Source organism: uncultured Sphingomonas sp. (assembly GCF_964244235.1).
Classification (GTDB): Bacteria; Pseudomonadota; Alphaproteobacteria; order Sphingomonadales; family Sphingomonadaceae; genus Sphingomonas.
In genome coordinates, this window is sequence record NZ_CAXTII010000022.1 from 1 (window position 1) to 17,569 (window position 17,569).

Annotated in this window: 21 protein-coding genes and 1 tRNA gene; 13 read left to right on the top strand and 9 right to left on the bottom strand. The window is 67.4% G+C overall.

The features are described 5' to 3' along the window. Positions 1–1,015, bottom strand: a 1,015-nt coding sequence (argH, locus tag ACFE7D_RS05790; protein ID WP_375394483.1) for an argininosuccinate lyase, incomplete at its 3' end; no start/stop codon positions are given. Positions 1,016–1,031: 16 nt separating this feature from the next. On the opposite strand from argH, the gene ACFE7D_RS05795 reads away from it, so the two are divergent. Then, a complete protein-coding gene (locus ACFE7D_RS05795) occupies positions 1,032–1,727 on the top strand; it encodes a TlpA family protein disulfide reductase (RefSeq protein WP_375394484.1) in 696 nt (231 codons plus the stop codon). Here the strand turns inward: ACFE7D_RS05795 and ACFE7D_RS05800 are convergent. After that, positions 1,714–1,787: transfer RNA gene (locus tag ACFE7D_RS05800), tRNA-Gln, on the bottom strand. The two genes, ACFE7D_RS05795 and ACFE7D_RS05800, sit on opposite strands and share 14 nt — an antisense overlap. A 158-nt stretch (positions 1,788–1,945) precedes the next feature. Here ACFE7D_RS05800 and ACFE7D_RS05805 point away from each other — a divergent pair. From ACFE7D_RS05805 to ACFE7D_RS05825, 5 genes are all read left to right on the top strand, one after another. Further along, positions 1,946–3,037, top strand: a complete 1,092-nt coding sequence (locus ACFE7D_RS05805; RefSeq protein WP_375394485.1) for a Ppx/GppA phosphatase family protein — start codon at positions 1,946–1,948, stop codon at positions 3,035–3,037. Continuing rightward, positions 3,034–3,705 (top strand): RlmE family RNA methyltransferase, encoded by a 672-nt coding sequence (locus ACFE7D_RS05810; protein WP_375394486.1) that lies wholly within the window; start codon positions 3,034–3,036, stop codon positions 3,703–3,705. The genes ACFE7D_RS05805 and ACFE7D_RS05810 overlap by 4 nt, the downstream gene beginning before the upstream one ends. 79 nt (positions 3,706–3,784) lie before the next feature. Then, entirely contained in the window at positions 3,785–4,678 is an 894-nt protein-coding gene (locus ACFE7D_RS05815; RefSeq protein ID WP_375394514.1) for a tetratricopeptide repeat protein, read from the top strand. Then, the gene (locus ACFE7D_RS05820; protein ID WP_375394487.1) at positions 4,678–5,319 is read left to right on the top strand and encodes an LON peptidase substrate-binding domain-containing protein; all 642 of its coding nucleotides are present in this window, start codon (positions 4,678–4,680) and stop codon (positions 5,317–5,319) included. The genes ACFE7D_RS05815 and ACFE7D_RS05820 overlap by 1 nt, the downstream gene beginning before the upstream one ends. 40 nt (positions 5,320–5,359) lie before the next feature. Further along, the gene (locus ACFE7D_RS05825) at positions 5,360–5,536 is read left to right on the top strand and encodes a Trm112 family protein (protein WP_375394488.1); all 177 of its coding nucleotides are present in this window, start codon (positions 5,360–5,362) and stop codon (positions 5,534–5,536) included. A 6-nt stretch (positions 5,537–5,542) separates the two neighbouring features. On the opposite strand, the gene ACFE7D_RS05830 is transcribed toward ACFE7D_RS05825, so the two are convergent. Both ACFE7D_RS05830 and ACFE7D_RS05835 read right to left on the bottom strand, forming a co-directional pair. Beyond that, the gene (locus ACFE7D_RS05830; RefSeq protein WP_375394489.1) at positions 5,543–6,010 is read right to left on the bottom strand and encodes a hypothetical protein; all 468 of its coding nucleotides are present in this window, start codon (positions 6,008–6,010) and stop codon (positions 5,543–5,545) included. Next, positions 6,007–7,221 (bottom strand): UbiH/UbiF/VisC/COQ6 family ubiquinone biosynthesis hydroxylase, encoded by a 1,215-nt coding sequence (locus ACFE7D_RS05835; RefSeq protein WP_375394490.1) that lies wholly within the window; start codon positions 7,219–7,221, stop codon positions 6,007–6,009. The genes ACFE7D_RS05830 and ACFE7D_RS05835 overlap by 4 nt, the downstream gene beginning before the upstream one ends. 94 nt (positions 7,222–7,315) lie before the next feature. Here ACFE7D_RS05835 and ACFE7D_RS05840 point away from each other — a divergent pair, with 94 nt between their 5' ends. Beyond that, positions 7,316–9,622, top strand: coding sequence for a DNA translocase FtsK 4TM domain-containing protein (locus ACFE7D_RS05840; RefSeq protein WP_375394491.1), 2,307 nt, complete (start codon positions 7,316–7,318; stop codon positions 9,620–9,622). On the opposite strand, the gene ACFE7D_RS05845 is transcribed toward ACFE7D_RS05840, so the two are convergent. Together ACFE7D_RS05845 and ACFE7D_RS05850 are read right to left on the bottom strand one after the other, a co-directional pair. Then, a complete protein-coding gene (locus ACFE7D_RS05845) occupies positions 9,623–9,865 on the bottom strand; it encodes a hypothetical protein (RefSeq protein WP_375394492.1) in 243 nt (80 codons plus the stop codon). Positions 9,866–10,088: 223 nt separating this feature from the next. After that, complete coding sequence (locus tag ACFE7D_RS05850) at positions 10,089–10,289, bottom strand: hypothetical protein (RefSeq protein WP_375394493.1); 201 nt, start codon at positions 10,287–10,289, stop codon at positions 10,089–10,091. Positions 10,290–10,444: 155 nt separating this feature from the next. Between ACFE7D_RS05850 and ACFE7D_RS05855 the strand changes: the two genes are divergently transcribed. The 3 genes from ACFE7D_RS05855 (at position 10,445) to ribA (ending at position 13,255) form a co-directional block, all read left to right on the top strand. Next, a complete protein-coding gene (locus ACFE7D_RS05855; RefSeq protein ID WP_375394494.1) occupies positions 10,445–11,065 on the top strand; it encodes an outer membrane lipoprotein carrier protein LolA in 621 nt (206 codons plus the stop codon). Positions 11,066–11,429: 364 nt separating this feature from the next. Then, positions 11,430–12,212, top strand: coding sequence for an exodeoxyribonuclease III (locus tag ACFE7D_RS05860; protein ID WP_375394495.1), 783 nt, complete (start codon positions 11,430–11,432; stop codon positions 12,210–12,212). Then, complete coding sequence (gene ribA / locus ACFE7D_RS05865; protein WP_375394496.1) at positions 12,209–13,255, top strand: GTP cyclohydrolase II; 1,047 nt, start codon at positions 12,209–12,211, stop codon at positions 13,253–13,255. The genes ACFE7D_RS05860 and ribA overlap by 4 nt, the downstream gene beginning before the upstream one ends. A gap of 221 nt (positions 13,256–13,476) precedes the next feature. Here the strand turns inward: ribA and ACFE7D_RS05870 are convergent, their stop codons facing one another. Further along, the gene (locus ACFE7D_RS05870; protein WP_375394497.1) at positions 13,477–14,199 is read right to left on the bottom strand and encodes an HAD family hydrolase; all 723 of its coding nucleotides are present in this window, start codon (positions 14,197–14,199) and stop codon (positions 13,477–13,479) included. Further along, positions 14,196–14,855: a YggS family pyridoxal phosphate-dependent enzyme gene (locus ACFE7D_RS05875; protein ID WP_375394498.1), complete on the bottom strand. Its 660-nt coding sequence runs from the start codon at positions 14,853–14,855 to the stop codon at positions 14,196–14,198. Before ACFE7D_RS05875 ends, ACFE7D_RS05870 begins: the two co-directional genes overlap by 4 nt. A gap of 51 nt (positions 14,856–14,906) precedes the next feature. Between ACFE7D_RS05875 and ACFE7D_RS05880 the strand changes: the two genes are divergently transcribed. After that, entirely contained in the window at positions 14,907–15,428 is a 522-nt protein-coding gene (locus ACFE7D_RS05880; RefSeq protein ID WP_375394499.1) for a thiamine phosphate synthase, read from the top strand. On the opposite strand, the gene ACFE7D_RS05885 is transcribed toward ACFE7D_RS05880, so the two are convergent. After that, positions 15,401–16,123 (bottom strand): hypothetical protein, encoded by a 723-nt coding sequence (locus ACFE7D_RS05885; protein ID WP_375394500.1) that lies wholly within the window; start codon positions 16,121–16,123, stop codon positions 15,401–15,403. The two genes, ACFE7D_RS05880 and ACFE7D_RS05885, sit on opposite strands and share 28 nt — an antisense overlap. Positions 16,124–16,336: 213 nt before the next feature. Here ACFE7D_RS05885 and ACFE7D_RS05890 point away from each other — a divergent pair, with 213 nt between their 5' ends. Together ACFE7D_RS05890 and ACFE7D_RS05895 are read left to right on the top strand one after the other, a co-directional pair. Next, entirely contained in the window at positions 16,337–16,819 is a 483-nt protein-coding gene (locus ACFE7D_RS05890) for a DUF3576 domain-containing protein (protein ID WP_375394501.1), read from the top strand. A gap of 10 nt (positions 16,820–16,829) precedes the next feature. After that, a partial coding sequence (locus ACFE7D_RS05895) for a class I tRNA ligase family protein (protein WP_375394502.1) occupies positions 16,830–17,569 on the top strand: 740 nt, incomplete at its 3' end.

Here is a 17,569-nt window from a genome sequence, read left to right on the forward strand (position 1 = left end):
TCGCCGCGATCGACAGCGCGAGCAGATCGTGCGCCTCGAACACCGGCGGCTTGTCATCCTGCATGTCCTTCGAATAGGCGAGCGGCAGGCCCTTCATCGTGACCATCAACGCGGTCATGCACCCCATGATCCGCCCGGCATGCCCGCGCACCAGTTCGGCGGCGTCGGGGTTGCGCTTCTGCGGCATGATCGAACTGCCCGTCGACCATTGATCGCTCAGCGCCACGAAGCCGAACGGCTGCGACGCCCACAGTACGAACTCCTCCGCCAGCCGCGACAGATGCAGCGAGCATTGCACCGCCGCGGTCAGATATTCGATCGCGAAGTCGCGGTCGCTGACCCCGTCGAGCGAATTGGCCATCGGTCCGTCGAACCCCAGCGCCGCCGCGGTCGCGTGCCGATCGATCGGGAACCCCGTCCCCGCCAGCGCCGCCGACCCCAGGGGCGATTTGTTCATCCGTGCCCGCGCATCGCGAAAACGCCCCGCGTCGCGCACGATCATCTCGTGATAGGCCATCAGATGGTGGCCGAGCGTCACCGGCTGCGCCGATTGCAGATGCGTGAAGCCGGCCATGACGCTGCCGGCATGCTCCTCGGCGCGCACGAGGAGCGCCTGGCGGAAGCCTTCGAGCGCGGCCAGCACCTCGTCGATGGCACCCCGCACCCACAAGCGAAAATCGGTCGCGACCTGGTCGTTACGCGACCGCGCGGTGTGCAGCCGCCCCGCGACCGGCCCGATAGCCGCGGCGAGCTTCGCCTCGGTCTGCATATGGATGTCCTCGAGCGCCAGATCCTCCGCGACGCCGTTCGCTTCGTAATCCGCCGCGACCCGGTCCAGCCCGTCCGCGATCGCCGCCGCATCCGCCGCCGACACGATCCCCGCCGCGCCCAGCATTGCCACATGCGCCCTGGACCCGGCGATATCCTGCCGCCACAGCCGCTTGTCGAAGGGGATCGACGCGTTTATCGCGCGCATCACCGCCGCCGGCCCTTCCGCGAAGCGCCCGCCCCACATCGCATTGGAGCCTTCCGTGAAACCCTCGATGTCCTCGCGCGCCGCTATCGCCTGTCTCCTGGGTACGAGCCTGATGGCCGCGGGCTGCGATAGGAAATCGCAGGCCCCCGGGCAAGCCGACGCGGCGGCCGATGCGAACGCCGCGACCGCGATCTCGCCGGACGAGGTCCAGCCTGAGCCGACCCCGGGGACGAAGACCGTGACGTTCGACCGGTCACGGTTTGATCGAAGTCATCGGGGCCGGGCGGCACCGACGCTCAGCTTCACCGGTCCCGACGGCGCACCGGTCACGCTGGCCGCCTTCCGCGGCAAGCCCGTGCTGCTGAACCTGTGGGCGACCTGGTGCGCGCCGTGCGTGGCCGAGATGCCGACGCTCGACGCGGCGGCGAAGGCGCTGGACGGCAAGGTCGTCGTGCTGGCGGTCTCGCAGGATCTCGACGGCGCGGCCAAGGTCGCGCCCTTCTTCGCCCAGCACCGGTTCGGCACGCTGAAGCCGTATCTAGACCCGAAGCTGGGGCTGAGCCTGGCCTATCAGGCGAACCTGCCGACGACGATCCTGCTGGACTCGACGGGCCACGAGGTCTGGCGTCGCAGCGGCGGCACCGACTGGACGAGCGCGGACGCGAAGACGGCGATTGGGGAAGCGTCGTCATGTGCCTGCAAACCGGCTCTATTCATTTGCTACCAAACACTGAGGCTGGATGCCCCGTGAGGATTCGAACCTCAATAGGCGGTATCAGAAACCGCAGTCTTACCATTAGACGACGGGGCAACGCAGCAGCGCGGCCCTAGGCAAGGTGGCCGGAACTGTCAATGTCGCCACAGGGGATGGGCGCTTGTCGCGCGGGCGAGGACGCGCTACCCCATAGGGCAAGCACCGAACGGGCAAGCTCGCCCGCGCCGGACGATCAGACTGCGAGTTTCGACGGCATGGGGGACGCGCCCGCCAGGATGCCGTACCGGCCGGGGCTCCCTCCCCGTCCGGCACCGGGCAGCCCCGACAAAGGGGGCAATGGCGCGCGGCGCGCCGATACCGCCTATCCGGGCGCGCATGCCTATGCCGCGCTCGACCTCGGTACCAATAACTGCCGGCTTCTGATCGCACGCCCGCAAGGGTCGGGCTTCGCGGTGATCGATGCCTTTTCGCGGATCGTGCGGCTGGGCGAGGGGTTGGCCGCGAGCGGTCGGCTGAGCGACGCCGCGATCGAACGCACCATCGCGGCGCTCCGGGTATGTTCGGACAAGCTCCGGCGGCGCAACGTCACCTTGTCGCGGTCGGTGGCGACCGAGGCGTGCCGCCGCGCAGTCAACGGTCCCGACTTCATCGCACGCGCACTGGCGGAGACGGGGCTTCACCTCGACATCATTTCCGCCGAGGAAGAGGCGCGGCTGGCGGTGCTCGGCTGCCATTCGCTGATCGAGCCCGGCGAGGATCCGGCGTTGGTGTTCGACATCGGCGGCGGATCGACCGAACTCGTCCTCGTCGACACCGCGCGACCGATGCCGGTGGTGCTCGACTGGCATTCCGCGCCCTGGGGAGTCGTCTCGCTGACCGAACAGGCGGGTGGCGGCGAAGGGCCGGAGGGCCGCGCCGCCGCCTATGCGCGGATGCGCGCACTGGTCGCTGACAGCATGGCAGGGTTCGCATCCCGACTGCCGCGCGGTGTCCACGCGCCGCGGCTGCTCGGCACGAGCGGTACGGTCACGACGCTCGGCAGCGTGCATCTGGGGCTCGACCATTATGACCGCGCGGTGGTCGACGGGCTGATCGTCCCCGCGCCTGCGATGCGGCGGATCAGCGCGGACCTGTCGCGGATGTCGATCGAGGAGCGGGTGCGGCTACCCTGTATCGGCACCGAGCGCGCGGACCTGGTGGTCGCAGGCTGCGCGATATTGGAGACGATCATGGACCTGTGGCCCGCCGAACGGCTGGGCATCGCCGATCGCGGCATCCGCGAAGGGATTCTCCGCAGGCTGATGGGTGCCCCGCGCCCGGCGGATGCGCCCATGGTCAAGCCGTGAGCCGCGGCGGCGGCGGCGGCCATGTCCGCGTGAAGACGTCGCGCGGGCGTACCGCGCAATCGACGCGCTGGCTGGAGCGGCAGCTGAACGATCCCTATGTCCGCCGCGCGCGCGCGGAAGGGTATCGAAGCCGTGCGGCGTATAAACTGATCGAGCTGGACGAACGGTTCGCGCTGCTGAAGGGGGCGAAACGGATCGTCGATCTGGGGATCGCGCCCGGCGGCTGGAGCCAGGTGGTGCGCAAACAGGTACCCGCCGGCATCGTCGTCGGCATCGACCTGCTGCCGGTCGATCCGATCGACGGCGTCACCATCCTCCAGATGGATTTCATGGCGGACGAGGCCCCCGCGCGGTTGACCGAAGCCTTGGGCGGAGCCGCCGATCTCGTCTTGTCCGACATGGCGGCGAACACCGTCGGCCATCCCCAGACCGATCATCTGCGCACGATGGGGCTGGTCGAGGCGGCGGTGGATTTCGCGTGCGACATCCTTCGCCCGGGCGGTGGCTTCGTCGCGAAAGTGCTGGCGGGGGGCGCGGACAACGACCTGGTCGCGGTTCTGAAACGCAATTTCACCGCGGTAAAGCACGCCAAACCGCCGGCGAGCCGCAAGGGGTCGTCCGAATGGTACGTGATTGCGCAAGGTTTCAAGGGCCGCGCGGAAAGCTGAACCGTCACGTCTTGGCGCGGGGCCGCGCTTGCCCCACATAGGGGCGCACCTACAGGAGTATCCCTTGGCCACGTTAGGCATGTCCCCCGCCGAAAAGACCGCCGTCGAGACGTTCCGCCGCGACGTCGTCGAGCCGTCGATGGCCAGTCTCGTCGTTATCGATTTCTGGGCGGAATGGTGCGGGCCGTGCAAGGCACTGACCCCGCTGCTCGAGAAGGTCGCAGCGGACTATGCCGACAGGGGCGTGGTGCTGGCCAAGGTCGATACCGACAAGAACCAGTTCATCGCCGCGCAATTCCAGATCAAGTCGATCCCGACCGTCTATGCGATGTTCCAGGGTAAGCTGGTCGCAGACCTGACGCCTGCGCGCACCGAATCGCAGTTGCGCACGATGCTGGATCAGCTCCTCAAGCAGCTGCCGATCCAGTCCGACGCCGCCAGCGACGCCGCTGAACTGGAGCCGCTGATCGCGATGGGCGAGGACGTGCTGGCGTCGGGCGACGGCGAGCGAGCGGTCGGCATCTTCGACCAGTTGATGGAAATGGCCTCCGATCATCCGGGGGTCTTGTCCGGTCATATCCGTGCGCTGGTTGCCGCCGGGCGGATGGAGGAAGCCGAAGTCGCGATCGCGGCGCTGCCCGCGGGCACGAAGGACGCCGGCATCGACCGCGCCCGCGCCGCGATCGAACTGGCGAAGACCGCGCAACCTGTCGAGGACCTCGCCGCGCTGAAAGCGGAGGTTGCCGCCAACCCCGATGACCATCAATTACGCTTCGCGCTCGCCGGCGCGGAAATGGCGGCGGGGGACCGCGACGCGGCGTCGGACGACCTGCTGTCCATCGTCGCCGCCGATCGCAACTGGAACGGGGGGGCGGCGCGGACGCAGTTGCTGAAGCTGTTCGAGGTCGTCGGGCTGGAGGATGCCTGGGTGTCGGCACAGCGCCGCCGGCTCTCCGCGATCCTGTTCGGGTGATGGGCGTGGCAAGCGAGCGCACCACCACGCGGCTGTCGATCTTCCCGCTGCCCGGGGCGTTGCTGTTTCCCGGCATGCACTTGCCGCTGCACATCTTCGAACCCCGCTACCGCGCGATGATTTCCGACGCGGTGGCGCGCGACCGGCGGATCGGCATGGTCCAGCCGCGCCCGGTATCCGGCAGCGAGGACGTCCCGCCCGCCTTGTTCGACCTGGGCTGCGTCGGTCGGATCGCCGAGGTCGAAGCGATGGAGGACGGTCGCTACAACGTGATCCTGGAGGGGGTGTCGTTGTTCCGGATCGTCCGCGAACTCGATGTCGCGACCGCGTTCCGCCAGGTCGAGGCGGAATTGCTGCCGGTCGTGCCGGACGATACGCTGTCGCTCGGGCGGCGATCGTCGCTGGAGCTGGAATCGCGGCGCTTCGCCGATACGCAGGGCTATTCGATCGACTGGGACGCGGTGGGGCGGCTGGACGACGAGGCGCTGGTCAACGGCATCGCGCAGATCGCACCGTTCGATTCGGCCGCCAAGCAGGCGCTGCTGGAAGCGGGGGATATCGAGACGCGCGCGGAACTGATCATCCAGCTGATGCAGTTCTTCGGCCGGCATGACGGCGAGGACCGGGTGACGTTGCAGTGAGCGGCCAATGTCTCCCGTTCGTTTCGAACGGAAGGAGGGTATGAGTCTCGATCCCTGGCTGCTCGAACGCCTCGTATGCCCGGTAACGCGCACGCCGCTCCGCTACGACGAGGCGGCCGGGGAGTTGGTCAGCGTTGCGGCGGGATTGGCCTATCCGATACGCGACGGGATACCGGTGATGCTGGCCGAGAAAGCGCGTCGTCTCGGCGAGGACTGAGCGCGGTCAGCCGCAGCCGGACACGACACCCAGGACGCGCACGGCATGCCATGTGCCGTCGGACCGCGCGGCGACGTCTATCGCCGTCGTGCTGCGATACGTCCCGCCACCGATCGCCACATCCGTGACGCACAGCCGCTTCATGCGGCGGCCATCCTTCAGCATGAACACGCCGATCTGCCACGAATTGTCGGGCTCGGTCGAATAGGCCCAGCCGTCGTCGAACCCCTTCACGACGGTGAAGCCGTAATCGGCCAGCGTCCGCTTTCCCGCCACGCGCCGCGGTCCGATCGAGTTTGGGAACGACGTCATATCGAGCGTCCGGATCATCGCGCGCGCCGACGCTTCGCGGGCGCGACCCCATGCACGATCGCTGGCGCTGGTATCCGGCTCGTGTTGCGACATCGCAGGCGACGTCAGGCAGGCGAGCGCGAACATGGCGACGCCGACCGATCGCGCGGCCGGTCGAGTCACACCGTCATCCCCTGCAGCAGCTTCGGCAGATCCCCGCTCTCGCCGCGTGCCTCCGCCATGAAGCGGTCCTTCAGCGGGGGGATCGCGTTCACCGCCGAGATGCCGAAGCGCCGCACCGCGCTCGCGGTCTTGCCGGGGATACCGAACAGGCGGGTCAGCGAATCGGTCGCGAGCGCGACCATGAACGTGTCGAGCCCGCGCCATCGCTGGTAGCGCGCGAGCAGCGCCGCATCGCCAAGGTCCAACCCCAGCCGCTTGCCCTCGACCAGCACCTCCGCCAGCGTCGCCACGTCGCGGAAACCCAGGTTCAGCCCCTGCCCCGCGATCGGGTGGATGCCGTGCGCGGCATCGCCGACCAGCGCGAGCCGTTCGGCCGTAATCCGCGCGGCATGGTGGAAGCCGAGCGGATAACTTGCGCGCGGGCTGGCGTGCGACAGCGTGCCGAGGAACCCGCCCATTCGCTTCTCCGCCTCCGCCAGGAAAGCGCGATCGCCGAGCTTCAGCATGCCCGCCGCATCCTTCGCGTCGACCGTCCAGACGATCGCCGACCGGTGGCCGATGTCGTCGTCGGGCAATGGCAGCAGCGCGAACGGGCCGCTTGGGTAGAATATCTCGAATGCGGTATTGTCGTGCGGACGTTCGTGATGGAATGCGCCGACGATCGCGGTGTGGTCGTATTTCCACCGCGCGACGGTGATCCCGGCCGCTTCACGCGTCGGCGAGTTGCGCCCCTCCGCCGCGATCAGCAACGGTGCGCGGACGACCGCGCCCGTATCGAGCGTCGCGGTGACGCCCGACGCCGAGCGATCGACTGTCTTCGCGCGCGTCTGCATGCGCAGGTCGACCCTGGACGCCGCGTCCGCCGCCTCGAACAACGTCCGGCGCAGCAGCTTGTTTTCGTACATCGTACCCAGGGCCCCGTCGTCCGCATCGGGGGTGAAATCGAGCGCACCGGGTGCCAGTCCGTCGCTGACCCGGATACCCCGGATCGCGCAGCCCTGCCCGGCCAGTCGCGCCCCCACCCCGATCGCGTCGAGCAACCGCCCGCTCGCGCTCGCCACCGCCGACGCCCGCCCGTCGAATCCCGCCGCCAGCGTCACCGCCGGGTCCGCGGGATCGATCACGATCGACGACAGGCCGTGCGTGTCCAGCGCCACGGCCAGCGTCGCGCCGACCAGACCGCCGCCGAGGATGATGACGTCGCTATCCATGGCGTGGCTCCTACGCCCGTCCGCCTTGACTGCAAAGCCCGGGAAGCCGATGATTCGCCCCGGGCATTTCGACATTTTTACGGGGACGGGAACGATGGCGAGCCGGGCGCAGCCAGCCTTGTGGCGCGAGACGTGGCGGGCGGGCGCGGTCAGAAGCGGGGCGCTGCTGACCGCGATCGCGCTGCTGGCGGCCACCGCCATGATGGCAGCGGCGATCGCCAGCTATCATGCCGCCGATGCCGCCTTCAACACCGCGGCAGGCGGCGCGCCGGCCAATTTCCTGGGCGAACCGGGCGCATGGTTCGCCGATCTGGCGCTGACCGCCTTCGGTCCCATCGCGGCGTTGCTGCTGCCCGTTCCCGCGATCGTCGCGCTCCGGCTGTGGCGCGAACAGCCGGCGGGGCGTTGGGGACGGATGCTGCGCGGCGAGGCGATCGGCGTCGCGCTGATGGCCGCCGCGCTCGCCTTCGTATCGGACGCATCGGTGCTGGCTCTGCCGGCCGGGTGGGGCGGGATCGTCGGGCTGGCGGTGGCGCGCGGCGTGCATTCGGGACTCGCTTCGCTAGGCCGTCCCGTCGCCGAGATATGGGCGGCGCGCGGCGTCGGGCTGGCGCTCGGCATCGGCGGCGTCATCATCTGGGCGAAGAGCCTGGAAATCGATTTCATCGAACAGGGCCGCCGCCTGCGCCGCACCCGTGGCCGTGGCCGTGGCCGTGAAAGCGTCGCTGCTATCGACGATTTCGACGAACCGTTGACGCTGACCCGAAAGCCCGTCGCGCCGCGCGCGGTCGCCGAGCCCGACCCGCGTCCGGCCCCCGTGATCGCCGACCGGACGCTCGCCCCGTCTGCAGCCAAACCCAAGCTTAAACAGCAGCAGCTCGATCTCGGCCAAAGTTATGCGCTGCCCTCGATCGACCTGCTGACCGAGCCGCCGCCGATGCCGAAGAACACCATCGACAAGGCGGCACTGGACCGGAATGCGCGGCTGCTGGAAAATGTGCTCGATGACTTCAAGGTCGAAGGGTCGATCACGAAAGTGTGCCCCGGCCCGGTCGTCACCATGTACGAACTGGAACCCGCACCCGGCATCAAGGCGAGCCGCGTCATCGCGCTGGCCGACGACATCGCGCGCAATATGAGCGCGATATCGGCGAGGGTCGCGGTGATACCGGGACGTAACGTCATCGGCATCGAACTTCCCAACGCGAAGCGCGAGAGTGTCGCGCTCCGCGAACTGGTCAACAGCGACAGCTTCGAAGACATGACGGCGAGCTTGCCGATCATCCTCGGCAAGAACATCGCAGGCGATCCGGTCATCACCGATCTCGCGCCGATGCCCCACCTGCTCGTCGCGGGCACCACCGGGTCGGGCAAGTCGGTGGGGCTCAACTGCATGATCCTGTCGTTGCTGTACCGGCTGCGGCCCGATCAGTGTCGGATGATCATGATCGATCCCAAGATGCTCGAACTGAGCATGTACGAGGATATCCCCCACCTTTATGCGCCCGTCGTCACCGATCCGGCCAAGGCCGTCCGTGCGCTCAAATGGACCGTCGAGCAGATGGAGGATCGTTACCGGCAGATGTCCTCGCTTGGTGTCCGCTCGCTCGCGAGCTTCAACGAAAAGGTCCTCGCCGCCCGCGCAAAAGGCACGCCGCTCGGCCGCCGCGTCCAGACGGGCTATGATGCGGACACCGGTCGCCCCGTCTACGAGGAGGAACAGCTCGACTATCAGCCGCTGCCGAAGATCGTCGTGATCGTCGACGAACTCGCGGACCTCATGATGACCGCCGGTAAGGAGGTCGAATTCCTCATCCAGCGGCTGGCGCAGAAGGCACGCGCGGCAGGCATCCACCTCATCATGGCGACGCAGCGCCCCTCGGTCGACGTCATCACCGGCGTCATCAAGGCGAACCTGCCGACGCGGATCAGCTTCCATGTCACGTCGAAGATCGATTCGCGCACCATCCTGGGCGAACAGGGCGCAGAACAGCTGCTGGGCAAGGGCGACATGCTCTACATGCCCGGCGGCAAGGGCATCGTCCGCGTCCATGGCCCCTTCGTCAGCGACGACGAGGTACGCCTCGTCGCGGACCATTGGCGCGCGCAAGGGCAGCCCGACTATATCTCGTCGGTCACCGAGGAACCCGAGGACGGCTTCACGCTGGAAGGATCGCCGACCGGCGAGGATACGGCGGAGGACCAGCAATATCGAAACGCGATCCAGCTGGTGTGCGAATCGCAAAAGGCGTCGACCAGCTGGCTCCAGCGGCAATTGCGCATCGGCTACAATTCCGCGGCCCGCCTGATCGAGCGGATGGAAAAGGACGGCATCGTCGGGCGGCCGGATCATGTCGGCCGCCGCGAGGTGCTGCGCGATGCCGAGGGGCATGCGATCTGATCAGGCGCGGAATGTAAACTCGAATTGCCCGTTTTCGAAGATCAGCTTTCCTTGACGCAAAATATCCATTCCCAAGAGTACGTCGAAATTGCTATTTTTGACGAAGTCCGCGCCAGTGATCGCATCCGGGAAATAATGCGGACTTCGTGCTGCGCCGGGCGTTCCGTCACCTTCGTCAAGAAACCCCACCGAAAACCCATAGGCTCGCCGTCTTTCGAGCCCGCTAGGTGTCGCCACCAGCATCCGCGAATGCGAGTGCGCTTCCAATCCCAGCGCTTCGATTACGGTTCGAGCAAAGCAGGGTCTTGGTCGATCCGGTATCGATCAGAGCGATGAATTCATGCGAAACGGAGAATGGCCGTCCACCGAGCGGTGAAATCAGAATCTGAACGAGCGGCTGCCCGTTTTCAAGCGATCCGCGTATCGACGGCATGGCTGAAGAAACCCAGATCGGCGGGACGATCTGTCACTTCTTGAACAGAAAAAAGTTGATCGGCGAAGCGCGACGACCCCGCCTCGAAGGCTGAACGAAGATCGACAAACATCCCTCCAAGGCCCGGTGCCTAAGCAACGCAAACTGACCGATATGTTTTTGGAGCAATTGCGGCAGGATGGCATAGAATGCGTCAAAATTCCCGTCTACTTCGTCGTCCAGCGCGCTCTGCATCACCTGCCTCCTGTTCGCGAAGGTACACGCCTCGCGCGCGGCGCAAACGGATATCACGATTAAACGTGGCAAAGATGAGTCGAGGCTGGAGGTGCCCGCGATTCATGCCGCATTCAACGGCCCCTGCGCAAAAGCTGGCGCCACAGGAGAAATGCATGTTCCGCAACCCGTCCCCCGCAGTGGCGTCGATCGCGATCGTCATGGCTGCCCCCGTCGCCGCGCAACAGCCCGCCGGCGATCTGGCGCTCGTGCAGCGGCATTTGCAGGCGATGACTACGCTGACCGCGGATTTCGCACAGACCGATCGCGACGGGCGCGTGCTGAAGGGCACTTTGACGCTCAAGCAGCCGGGGCGGATCCGCTTCCAATATCAGAAGGGCGTACCGCTGCTGATCGTGGCGGAAGGCGGCGCGCTGACCTTCATCGATTATTCGGTGAAGCAGGTGCAACGCTGGCCGATCAAGAATTCGCCGCTGGGCGTGCTGCTCGACCCGAGTCGCGACATCGGCCGCTATGCACGCGTCGTTCCGACCGCCGATCCGCGGGTGGTCAGCGTCGAGGCGAATGACCCGAAGCATCCCGAATATGGCCGGATCACGCTGGTGTTCGCGCATGACGGGTCCGCCCCCGCGGGATTGCTGCTGCAGGGTTGGGTCGCGCTCGACAGCCAGAACAACCGGACGACGATCCGCCTGTCGAAACAGCTTTATGGCGGGCCGGTCAGCGACAACGCGTTCCGCTGGAACGACCCGCGACCGGTGACGGGGCGCAACTGAACGGGTTTGCCCGTGCCCATTCATCCGCGCGACAGGTTGACGCGGCTAGAGCCCGTCTTGCGGATGCGGGTCGGTTCCAGGTTTTCCCCCTGTTGCCTGGTCGGCACGTTTCCCGCCTGCGTGACGAACGCTAGGTCGGCCCTCGCTCCATGCCCCCGGAGCGGGGGCCTTTCTGCGAAGGGCGGCTTGCGGCATGCCGCCGCAAGACTCGCTCGAGCACGGCCAGCGGCGCAACGCCGTCTGACGACGCGGCTTTGCCGCGGCGTGGCGACCATGAAATAACGCCCTCAGACTTACCCGCACCGTGTCGGGGGTGACTCAGCGCGGGGTGACGAATGCCCCCGAACCCCCTAAACGCGCCCCGGTGAAGATCGTCTCCTGGAACATCAACTCCGTCCGCTTCCGGATCGCCATCGTCGAGCAGTTCCTGCGCGAGGTCGAACCCGACATCCTGTGCCTGCAGGAGACCAAGGTCATCGACGGCGACTTCCCGGCGGACGCGTTCCGCGCGATCGGCTACCGGCATATCATGCTCCACGGCCAGCGGATGCATCACGGCGTAGCGATCGTATCACGTGTGCCGATAGAGGCGGACGACCGGCTCGACTGGCAGGCGAACCGCGAGGCGCGGCATATCGGCGTGCGGCTGGCGAACGGTGTGCGGCTGGAAAATGTCTACGTTCCCGCAGGCGGCGACATTCCCGACCGCGAGGCGAACCCCAAATTCGGCCAGAAGCTCGATTTCATCGAGCGGATGACGCGCTGGTCCGAAACGCTCGAGGCCCCAACGATCCTGACCGGCGATTTCAACATCGCGCCGCTCGAATCGGATGTCTGGAGCCACAAGCAACTCCTGGATGTCGTCAGCCACACCCCCGTCGAGGTCGCCGCGCTGGACGCGCTGAAGGCATCGAACGACTGGACCGATCTGGGCCGGCATTTCCATCCGGCCCCCGCCCGCCTCCACACCTGGTGGAGCTACCGCGCGAAGGATTGGGCGGTGTCCGATCGCGGGCGACGGCTCGATCATATGTGGGCCACGGGCGATGCCGCCAAGGCCGCGACCGCCCACCGGGTGTTCGAGGATTGTCGCAGCTGGCTGAAGCCGTCCGACCATGTTCCGATCCTGACCGAGTTCGCGTTTTGACCGATCCGCGCAGCGCGGCGCGCGGGGTGGACGCGCTTCGCCGCGGATGGCCGATCGCGATCGACGGGATGGCGCTGCTGGCGATCGAGACCGCGGATGCCGGCCGGCTCCGCGCGTTCGATCCGTCGGGGCAGGCGCCGATCCTGATCTCGGCGGGGCGCGCGGCGACGCTGACGCTCGCGAACCAGATCGCCGCTGCGGCCCCCGACGCGCCGGTGCTGATCGACCGTGCGCCCTGGATCGATTTCGCCGGCGCGACCGCGCTCGCCGATCCGCAATTCGATCTCGCCTATCCGATGAAGGGCCCGTTCCGCACGCTGCCGCTGACCGATCGCGCGGCGGCGACGGCGGCGCTTCGGATCGCACGGATCGCCGGGCTGCTGCCTGCCTTCTTCACCGGCGGGGCCGATCCTGCGGTGACGCTGAGCGCCGCGGACATCGACGCACACGAGGACGCGACCCGGCTGACGATCGCGGCGCGCGCGCATCTACCCGTCGGCGGCGCGGAGGATGCGGAGATCGTCGCGTTCCGCTCCCCCGAAAGCGCGGACGAGCATGTCGCATTGCTGATCGGCCAGCCCGATGGCGACGCGCCGCTGGTCCGGCTGCACAGCGAATGCCTGACCGGCGATGTGCTGGGCAGCCTGAAATGCGATTGCGGACCGCAACTGCACGCCGCCATCGCTGCGATCCGGGCGAGCGGCTGGGGCATCTTGCTGTACCTGCGCCAGGAAGGGCGCGGGATCGGGCTGGTCAACAAGCTGCGCGCCTATGCGTTGCAGGACCAGGGGTACGACACGGTGGACGCGAACACGCGGCTCGGCTTCGCGGTCGATTCGCGCGATTTCGGCGTGGCGGCGCGGATGCTGGCGCTGCTGGGACAGGACCGGGTGCGGCTGCTGACCAACAACCCGGCCAAGGTCGCGGCACTTGCCGCCGCTGGGATCGACGTGGCCGAACGCATCGCGCACCATCTGCCGCCCAATCCGCACAACGAACGCTATCTGGCGACGAAGCGGGACAGGACCGGGCATCAGCTCTGAAAGCCCGCATTAGGCGAACCGAGGTTTGCGAGGGAGCGAGGATTTTTCGCACGAAGGCACGAAAGCACGAAGAACAAGGGTTTCCCCCATTACGATCGAAACGTGCGCGGCGCGGCTTATCGGCTACCAAAGAAGCCCTTAGCCTCCTTCGCGCCTCCGCGCGAAGCTCCTCTTCGTGCCTTCGTGCGATTCATATACTGAACGCTTATCCTTCTTGGATTTCAGCCAAGCAACCGCGCTACGTCATCGAAATCCGCCGCCACCGCATCCACCCCGATCGCCGCGAGCCGGTCGCCATGTCCGTCGCCGCAATGTCCGCCAACGGTGAGCCCGATCACATACCCGCCCGACGCCACAGCGCCGGTCGCACCGACGGGCGAGTCCTCGATGATCGCGCAGTCCTCGATCGCGACGCCCAGCGCATCGGCACCGTACAGATAGAGATCGGGTGCCGGCTTGCCGTTCGCGACATGCTCGCGCCCCGAATAGACATGGTCACCGAATGCGTCGGCCACGCCGATATGGCCCAGGTGGCAGCGTATCCACTCGGTCGAACTGGACGATACGACCGCGCGCGGCAGGTCGGCGGGGAGCGCGCGGACGAACGCCACCGCGCCGGTCACCGCCGCGATGCCCTCGGCCATTACCCGCGCATTCTCCGCGTCGCGCGCGACGTGGAATTCTGGCGGGACCGGCCGGCCGATCCAGCGTTCGATCGCCGTCAGGAAATCGCTGCCCGCCAGTCCCATGAACCGCGCCATCGATTCCTCGGTCGTCGTCGGGTATCCGGCGGCGGTCAACCATTCGGCGATCTGGCGATTGCCGGCATATTCGCTGTCGACCAGCACGCCGTCGAAATCGAACAGGATCGCCGCGAACTTGCAGCCAGTCGGTCCGGGGAATCGATTGCTTCGCGGCGATCCCTTGAACCGCACCCGCCTCATCCGCGTGCTCCGAACAGGGCGCTGCCGACCCGGATATGTGTCGCGCCGAGCATCGCCGCGGCCTCGAAATCGTCGGACATGCCCATCGACAGACCGGTCAGCCCCTCGTCGCGCGCCAGCTTCGCCAGCAGCGCGAAATAGGGCGCGGCCTCGGTATCCGCGGGCGGGATGCACATCAGGCCGACGACCGGCAGGTCCGCGACCCGGGCCTGCGCGAGCAGATGTGGCAGATCGGCGATCGCACAGCCCCCTTTTTGCGCCTCCTCGCCGATATTGACCTGGACGAAGCAATCGGGTCGCCGCCCGGCCTTGTCCATCGCGCGCGTCAGCGTGGCGACGAGCGAAGGACGATCGACCGAATGGATGACGTCGAACAGCGCGACCGCATCGTCCGCCTTGTTCGACTGGAGCTGGCCGATCAAATGGAGGACCGCATCGGAATTAGCCTCGCGCAACGCCGGCCATTTGTCCGCCGCCTCCTGCACGCGGTTCTCGCCGAAATCGCGCTGGCCGATCGCCAGCAGCGGAGCGATCGCCCCCGCCGGGTGCGTCTTCGACACCGCGATCAGCGTCGGGGGCGGTCGTTCGGCCAGCGCCGCGGCGCGGGCGATCCGCGCCAGCACATCGTCGCGGCGTCGGGTGATGTCTGCATCCATCGGCGCGCTATAGGGGGGCGGATGCCGCCCCGGAACCCTCTTGTCTGGCTGATGACCGACGAACGCACGGGCGATGCGCTGTGGCCGGCGCTGCGCCGGTTGCCGCCCGGGTCCGGCGTCGTCTTTCGCCATCATGCGACCCCGCCGGCCGAACGTCGGGCGCTGTTCGCGCGCGTACGGCGGATCGCCACGGCGCGGCGGCTCATGCTGGTCGTCGCCGGAACGCAGCGGCTGGGTCCCTACGCGACTCACGGCCGCGGCCCGGCGGGCTCGCGCCCGACGACCTGGCCAGCGCATTCCCGGCGCGAGGCGATCGCCGGCGTGGTGCGGGGGGCGGGGACGCTCTTCGTCTCGCCGGTCTTCGCCACGCGCTCGCATCCCGGCGTCCGACCGGCCGGTGTGATGCGCGCGGCGCGGATCGGCGGGGCGCTGAGCATCCGCATCGTGGCGCTCGGCGGAATGGACCCGCGCCGGTTCCGGCGGATCAGGCGGCAAGGGTTCGACGGCTGGGCGGCGATCGACGCGCTCCATCCGAGGGCGCGGGATCAGAAGTGGAAGGCGGTACCCAGATAGACGGCCTGGCTGTCATGCGTCGCATCGAGCGTCGATGGTGCCAACCGATCGCGATCCGCACGGTAGCGGACACCCGCGGTCACGTTCAGATTGTGCGTCAGCGCGTAGGAGCTGCTGACATCGACCGAATAGCTCGGCATCTCGGACGCCAGCTGCGGTCCGGACACCAGCGGATGCTCTGTAAAAGCCTTCAGCCGACCGCTCAGGCGACGACCGGCATAGGTGACCGCGACGTCCGCGGTATCGCGGCTGCCGGGTGCGCCGGCGAGATCGACATGACCCATGTCGCCCGAGATCGCGAGCCGCTTCCACCCGATCGCCGCGCCCAGATTATACGCGATCGGTGCGAGGCCGATACTCGTCGCCGGTGCCGCCGCGGCGAGCCGTGTCGTATCCGCCAGCGATACCTGGTTCGACCGGGCCCGCACCGCGATCGTCACGCCGCGGTTGCCGCGGCGCGACTCTGCCGGGGTGAAGTGGAAATCGGTCGGATCGATCCCGCCGCGTGCGAACAGCGCCGCCAGCCGGGGGTCGGCCGCGGCCGGCGTGAAACCCCCGAGCGCACGCGCCGCCGTCTGCGTCCGCTTCGCGGCGCGAGGAAGTTGTTCATAAGCACCGAAGGCGGGCGCAACGATCGTTCCGGCGGCCGCAAGCGCCCCCGCAACGATCCCGACGATGACGCCCCTCGCGTTCACGATTGCTTCCTCAGGTCCCTGCGCCAGCGTTGGTGCTGGTTCGGCCTTAACCCGGCTATACCGATTTAGACGAGCGTCGCCACCTTGGTCGGTGCGATTGTCCGTGGGTGTTGCAAACCGCCCACAGCGGCCTTGCCCAGGCGCGACTTGCGAGCGGGGCGCAGCGCCTGCTACAGACCACACACGCTCTCTTTCGTGTCAGGATATCGCCTCATGTACCGCCCGTTGCGCACCGCGTCCCTGGCCCCGCTCGCCCGATCGCTGCCCGCCCTGCCGTTGTTTGCCGTGTCGTTGGTAGCGCTCTCATTGGCCGGATGCGCGCGTCACGCACACCACCCGAAGGCGACGGCGATGGCACCGTCCAAGATCACGACGATCGGCGTCAACAGCTATCTGTGGCGCGCGACGCTGGAGACGCTGAGCTTCATGCCGCTGCTGCAGACCGACTCGAACGGGGGCGTCATCGTGACTGACTGGTACGTCAATCCGCAGACGCCGGGCGAGCGAATCAAGGTGACGGTGTCGATCCTCGACCAGGACCTGCGCGCCGACGCGCTGTCGGTCGCCGCGATCCGCCAGGTCCGCACCGGCGGCGACTGGGTCGCAGCACCGGTACGCGCCGCGACGGTGCAGAAGCTGGAGGACCTGATCCTGACCAAGGCCCGCGACATGCGCCGCGCCTCCGTGGCCGGCTGAGGGTTCGATCATGGCGTCGCGGTTCAACGCGCTGAAGGCGGACGCGACGTGGCAGAAGGTCTGGGACGAGCGCCAGACCTTCAAGGCTGACGATGCCTCGGCCAAGCCTCGAGCTTATGTGCTGGAGATGTTTCCGTATCCTTCCGGACGGATCCATGTCGGGCACGGGCGCAACTACGTGATGGGCGACGTGCTCGCCCGTTTCTGGCGAATGAAGGGGCGCGAAGTCCTGCACCCGATGGGGTGGGATGCGTTTGGTATGCCGGCGGAGAACGCCGCGATGGAACGCGCCATCAATCCCGGCACGTGGACCCGCGCGAATATCGCGACGATGAAGGCGCAACTCCGTCGGTTCGGGTTGGCGATCGACTGGAGCCGCGAACTCGCCACCTGCGAGCCTAATTATTACGGTCACGAACAGGCACTGTTTCTCGACCTGTTCCGCGCCGGGCTGGTCTATCGCAAGGAATCGGCGGTCAATTGGGATCCGGTCGATATGACCGTGCTGGCCAACGAGCAGGTCATAGACGGTCGCGGCTGGCGATCGGGCGCGCTGGTCGAGCAGCGCAAGCTGAGCCAGTGGTTCCTGAAGATCACCGACTTCGCGGACGAACTGCTGGAGGGACTCGGCGCGCTCGAGCATTGGCCCGACAAGGTCAAGCTGATGCAGGAGAACTGGATCGGCCGCAGCCGGGGGTTGCGGTTTAGGTTTGCGCTTTCTTCTTCCCCCCTCCCGCTTGCGGGAGGGGC

Excerpts from the sequence above, each read along its gene's own strand:
- ACFE7D_RS05805 (WP_375394485.1), top strand. The coding sequence starts at position 1,946 with ATGGGGGACGCGCCCGCCAGGATGCCGTACCGGCCGGGGCTCCCTCCC.
- ACFE7D_RS05815 (WP_375394514.1), top strand. The coding sequence starts at position 3,785 with ATGTCCCCCGCCGAAAAGACCGCCGTCGAGACGTTCCGCCGCGACGTC.
- ACFE7D_RS05820 (WP_375394487.1), top strand. The coding sequence starts at position 4,678 with ATGGGCGTGGCAAGCGAGCGCACCACCACGCGGCTGTCGATCTTCCCG.
- ACFE7D_RS05825 (WP_375394488.1), top strand. The coding sequence starts at position 5,360 with ATGAGTCTCGATCCCTGGCTGCTCGAACGCCTCGTATGCCCGGTAACG.
- ACFE7D_RS05835 (WP_375394490.1), bottom strand. The coding sequence starts at position 7,221 with ATGGATAGCGACGTCATCATCCTCGGCGGCGGTCTGGTCGGCGCGACG.
- ACFE7D_RS05840 (WP_375394491.1), top strand. The coding sequence starts at position 7,316 with ATGGCGAGCCGGGCGCAGCCAGCCTTGTGGCGCGAGACGTGGCGGGCG.
- ACFE7D_RS05845 (WP_375394492.1), bottom strand. The coding sequence starts at position 9,865 with ATGCTGGTGGCGACACCTAGCGGGCTCGAAAGACGGCGAGCCTATGGG.
- ACFE7D_RS05850 (WP_375394493.1), bottom strand. The coding sequence starts at position 10,289 with ATGCAGAGCGCGCTGGACGACGAAGTAGACGGGAATTTTGACGCATTC.
- ACFE7D_RS05855 (WP_375394494.1), top strand. The coding sequence starts at position 10,445 with ATGTTCCGCAACCCGTCCCCCGCAGTGGCGTCGATCGCGATCGTCATG.
- ACFE7D_RS05870 (WP_375394497.1), bottom strand. The coding sequence starts at position 14,199 with ATGAGGCGGGTGCGGTTCAAGGGATCGCCGCGAAGCAATCGATTCCCC.
- ACFE7D_RS05875 (WP_375394498.1), bottom strand. The coding sequence starts at position 14,855 with ATGGATGCAGACATCACCCGACGCCGCGACGATGTGCTGGCGCGGATC.
- ACFE7D_RS05880 (WP_375394499.1), top strand. The coding sequence starts at position 14,907 with ATGACCGACGAACGCACGGGCGATGCGCTGTGGCCGGCGCTGCGCCGG.
- ACFE7D_RS05890 (WP_375394501.1), top strand. The coding sequence starts at position 16,337 with ATGTACCGCCCGTTGCGCACCGCGTCCCTGGCCCCGCTCGCCCGATCG.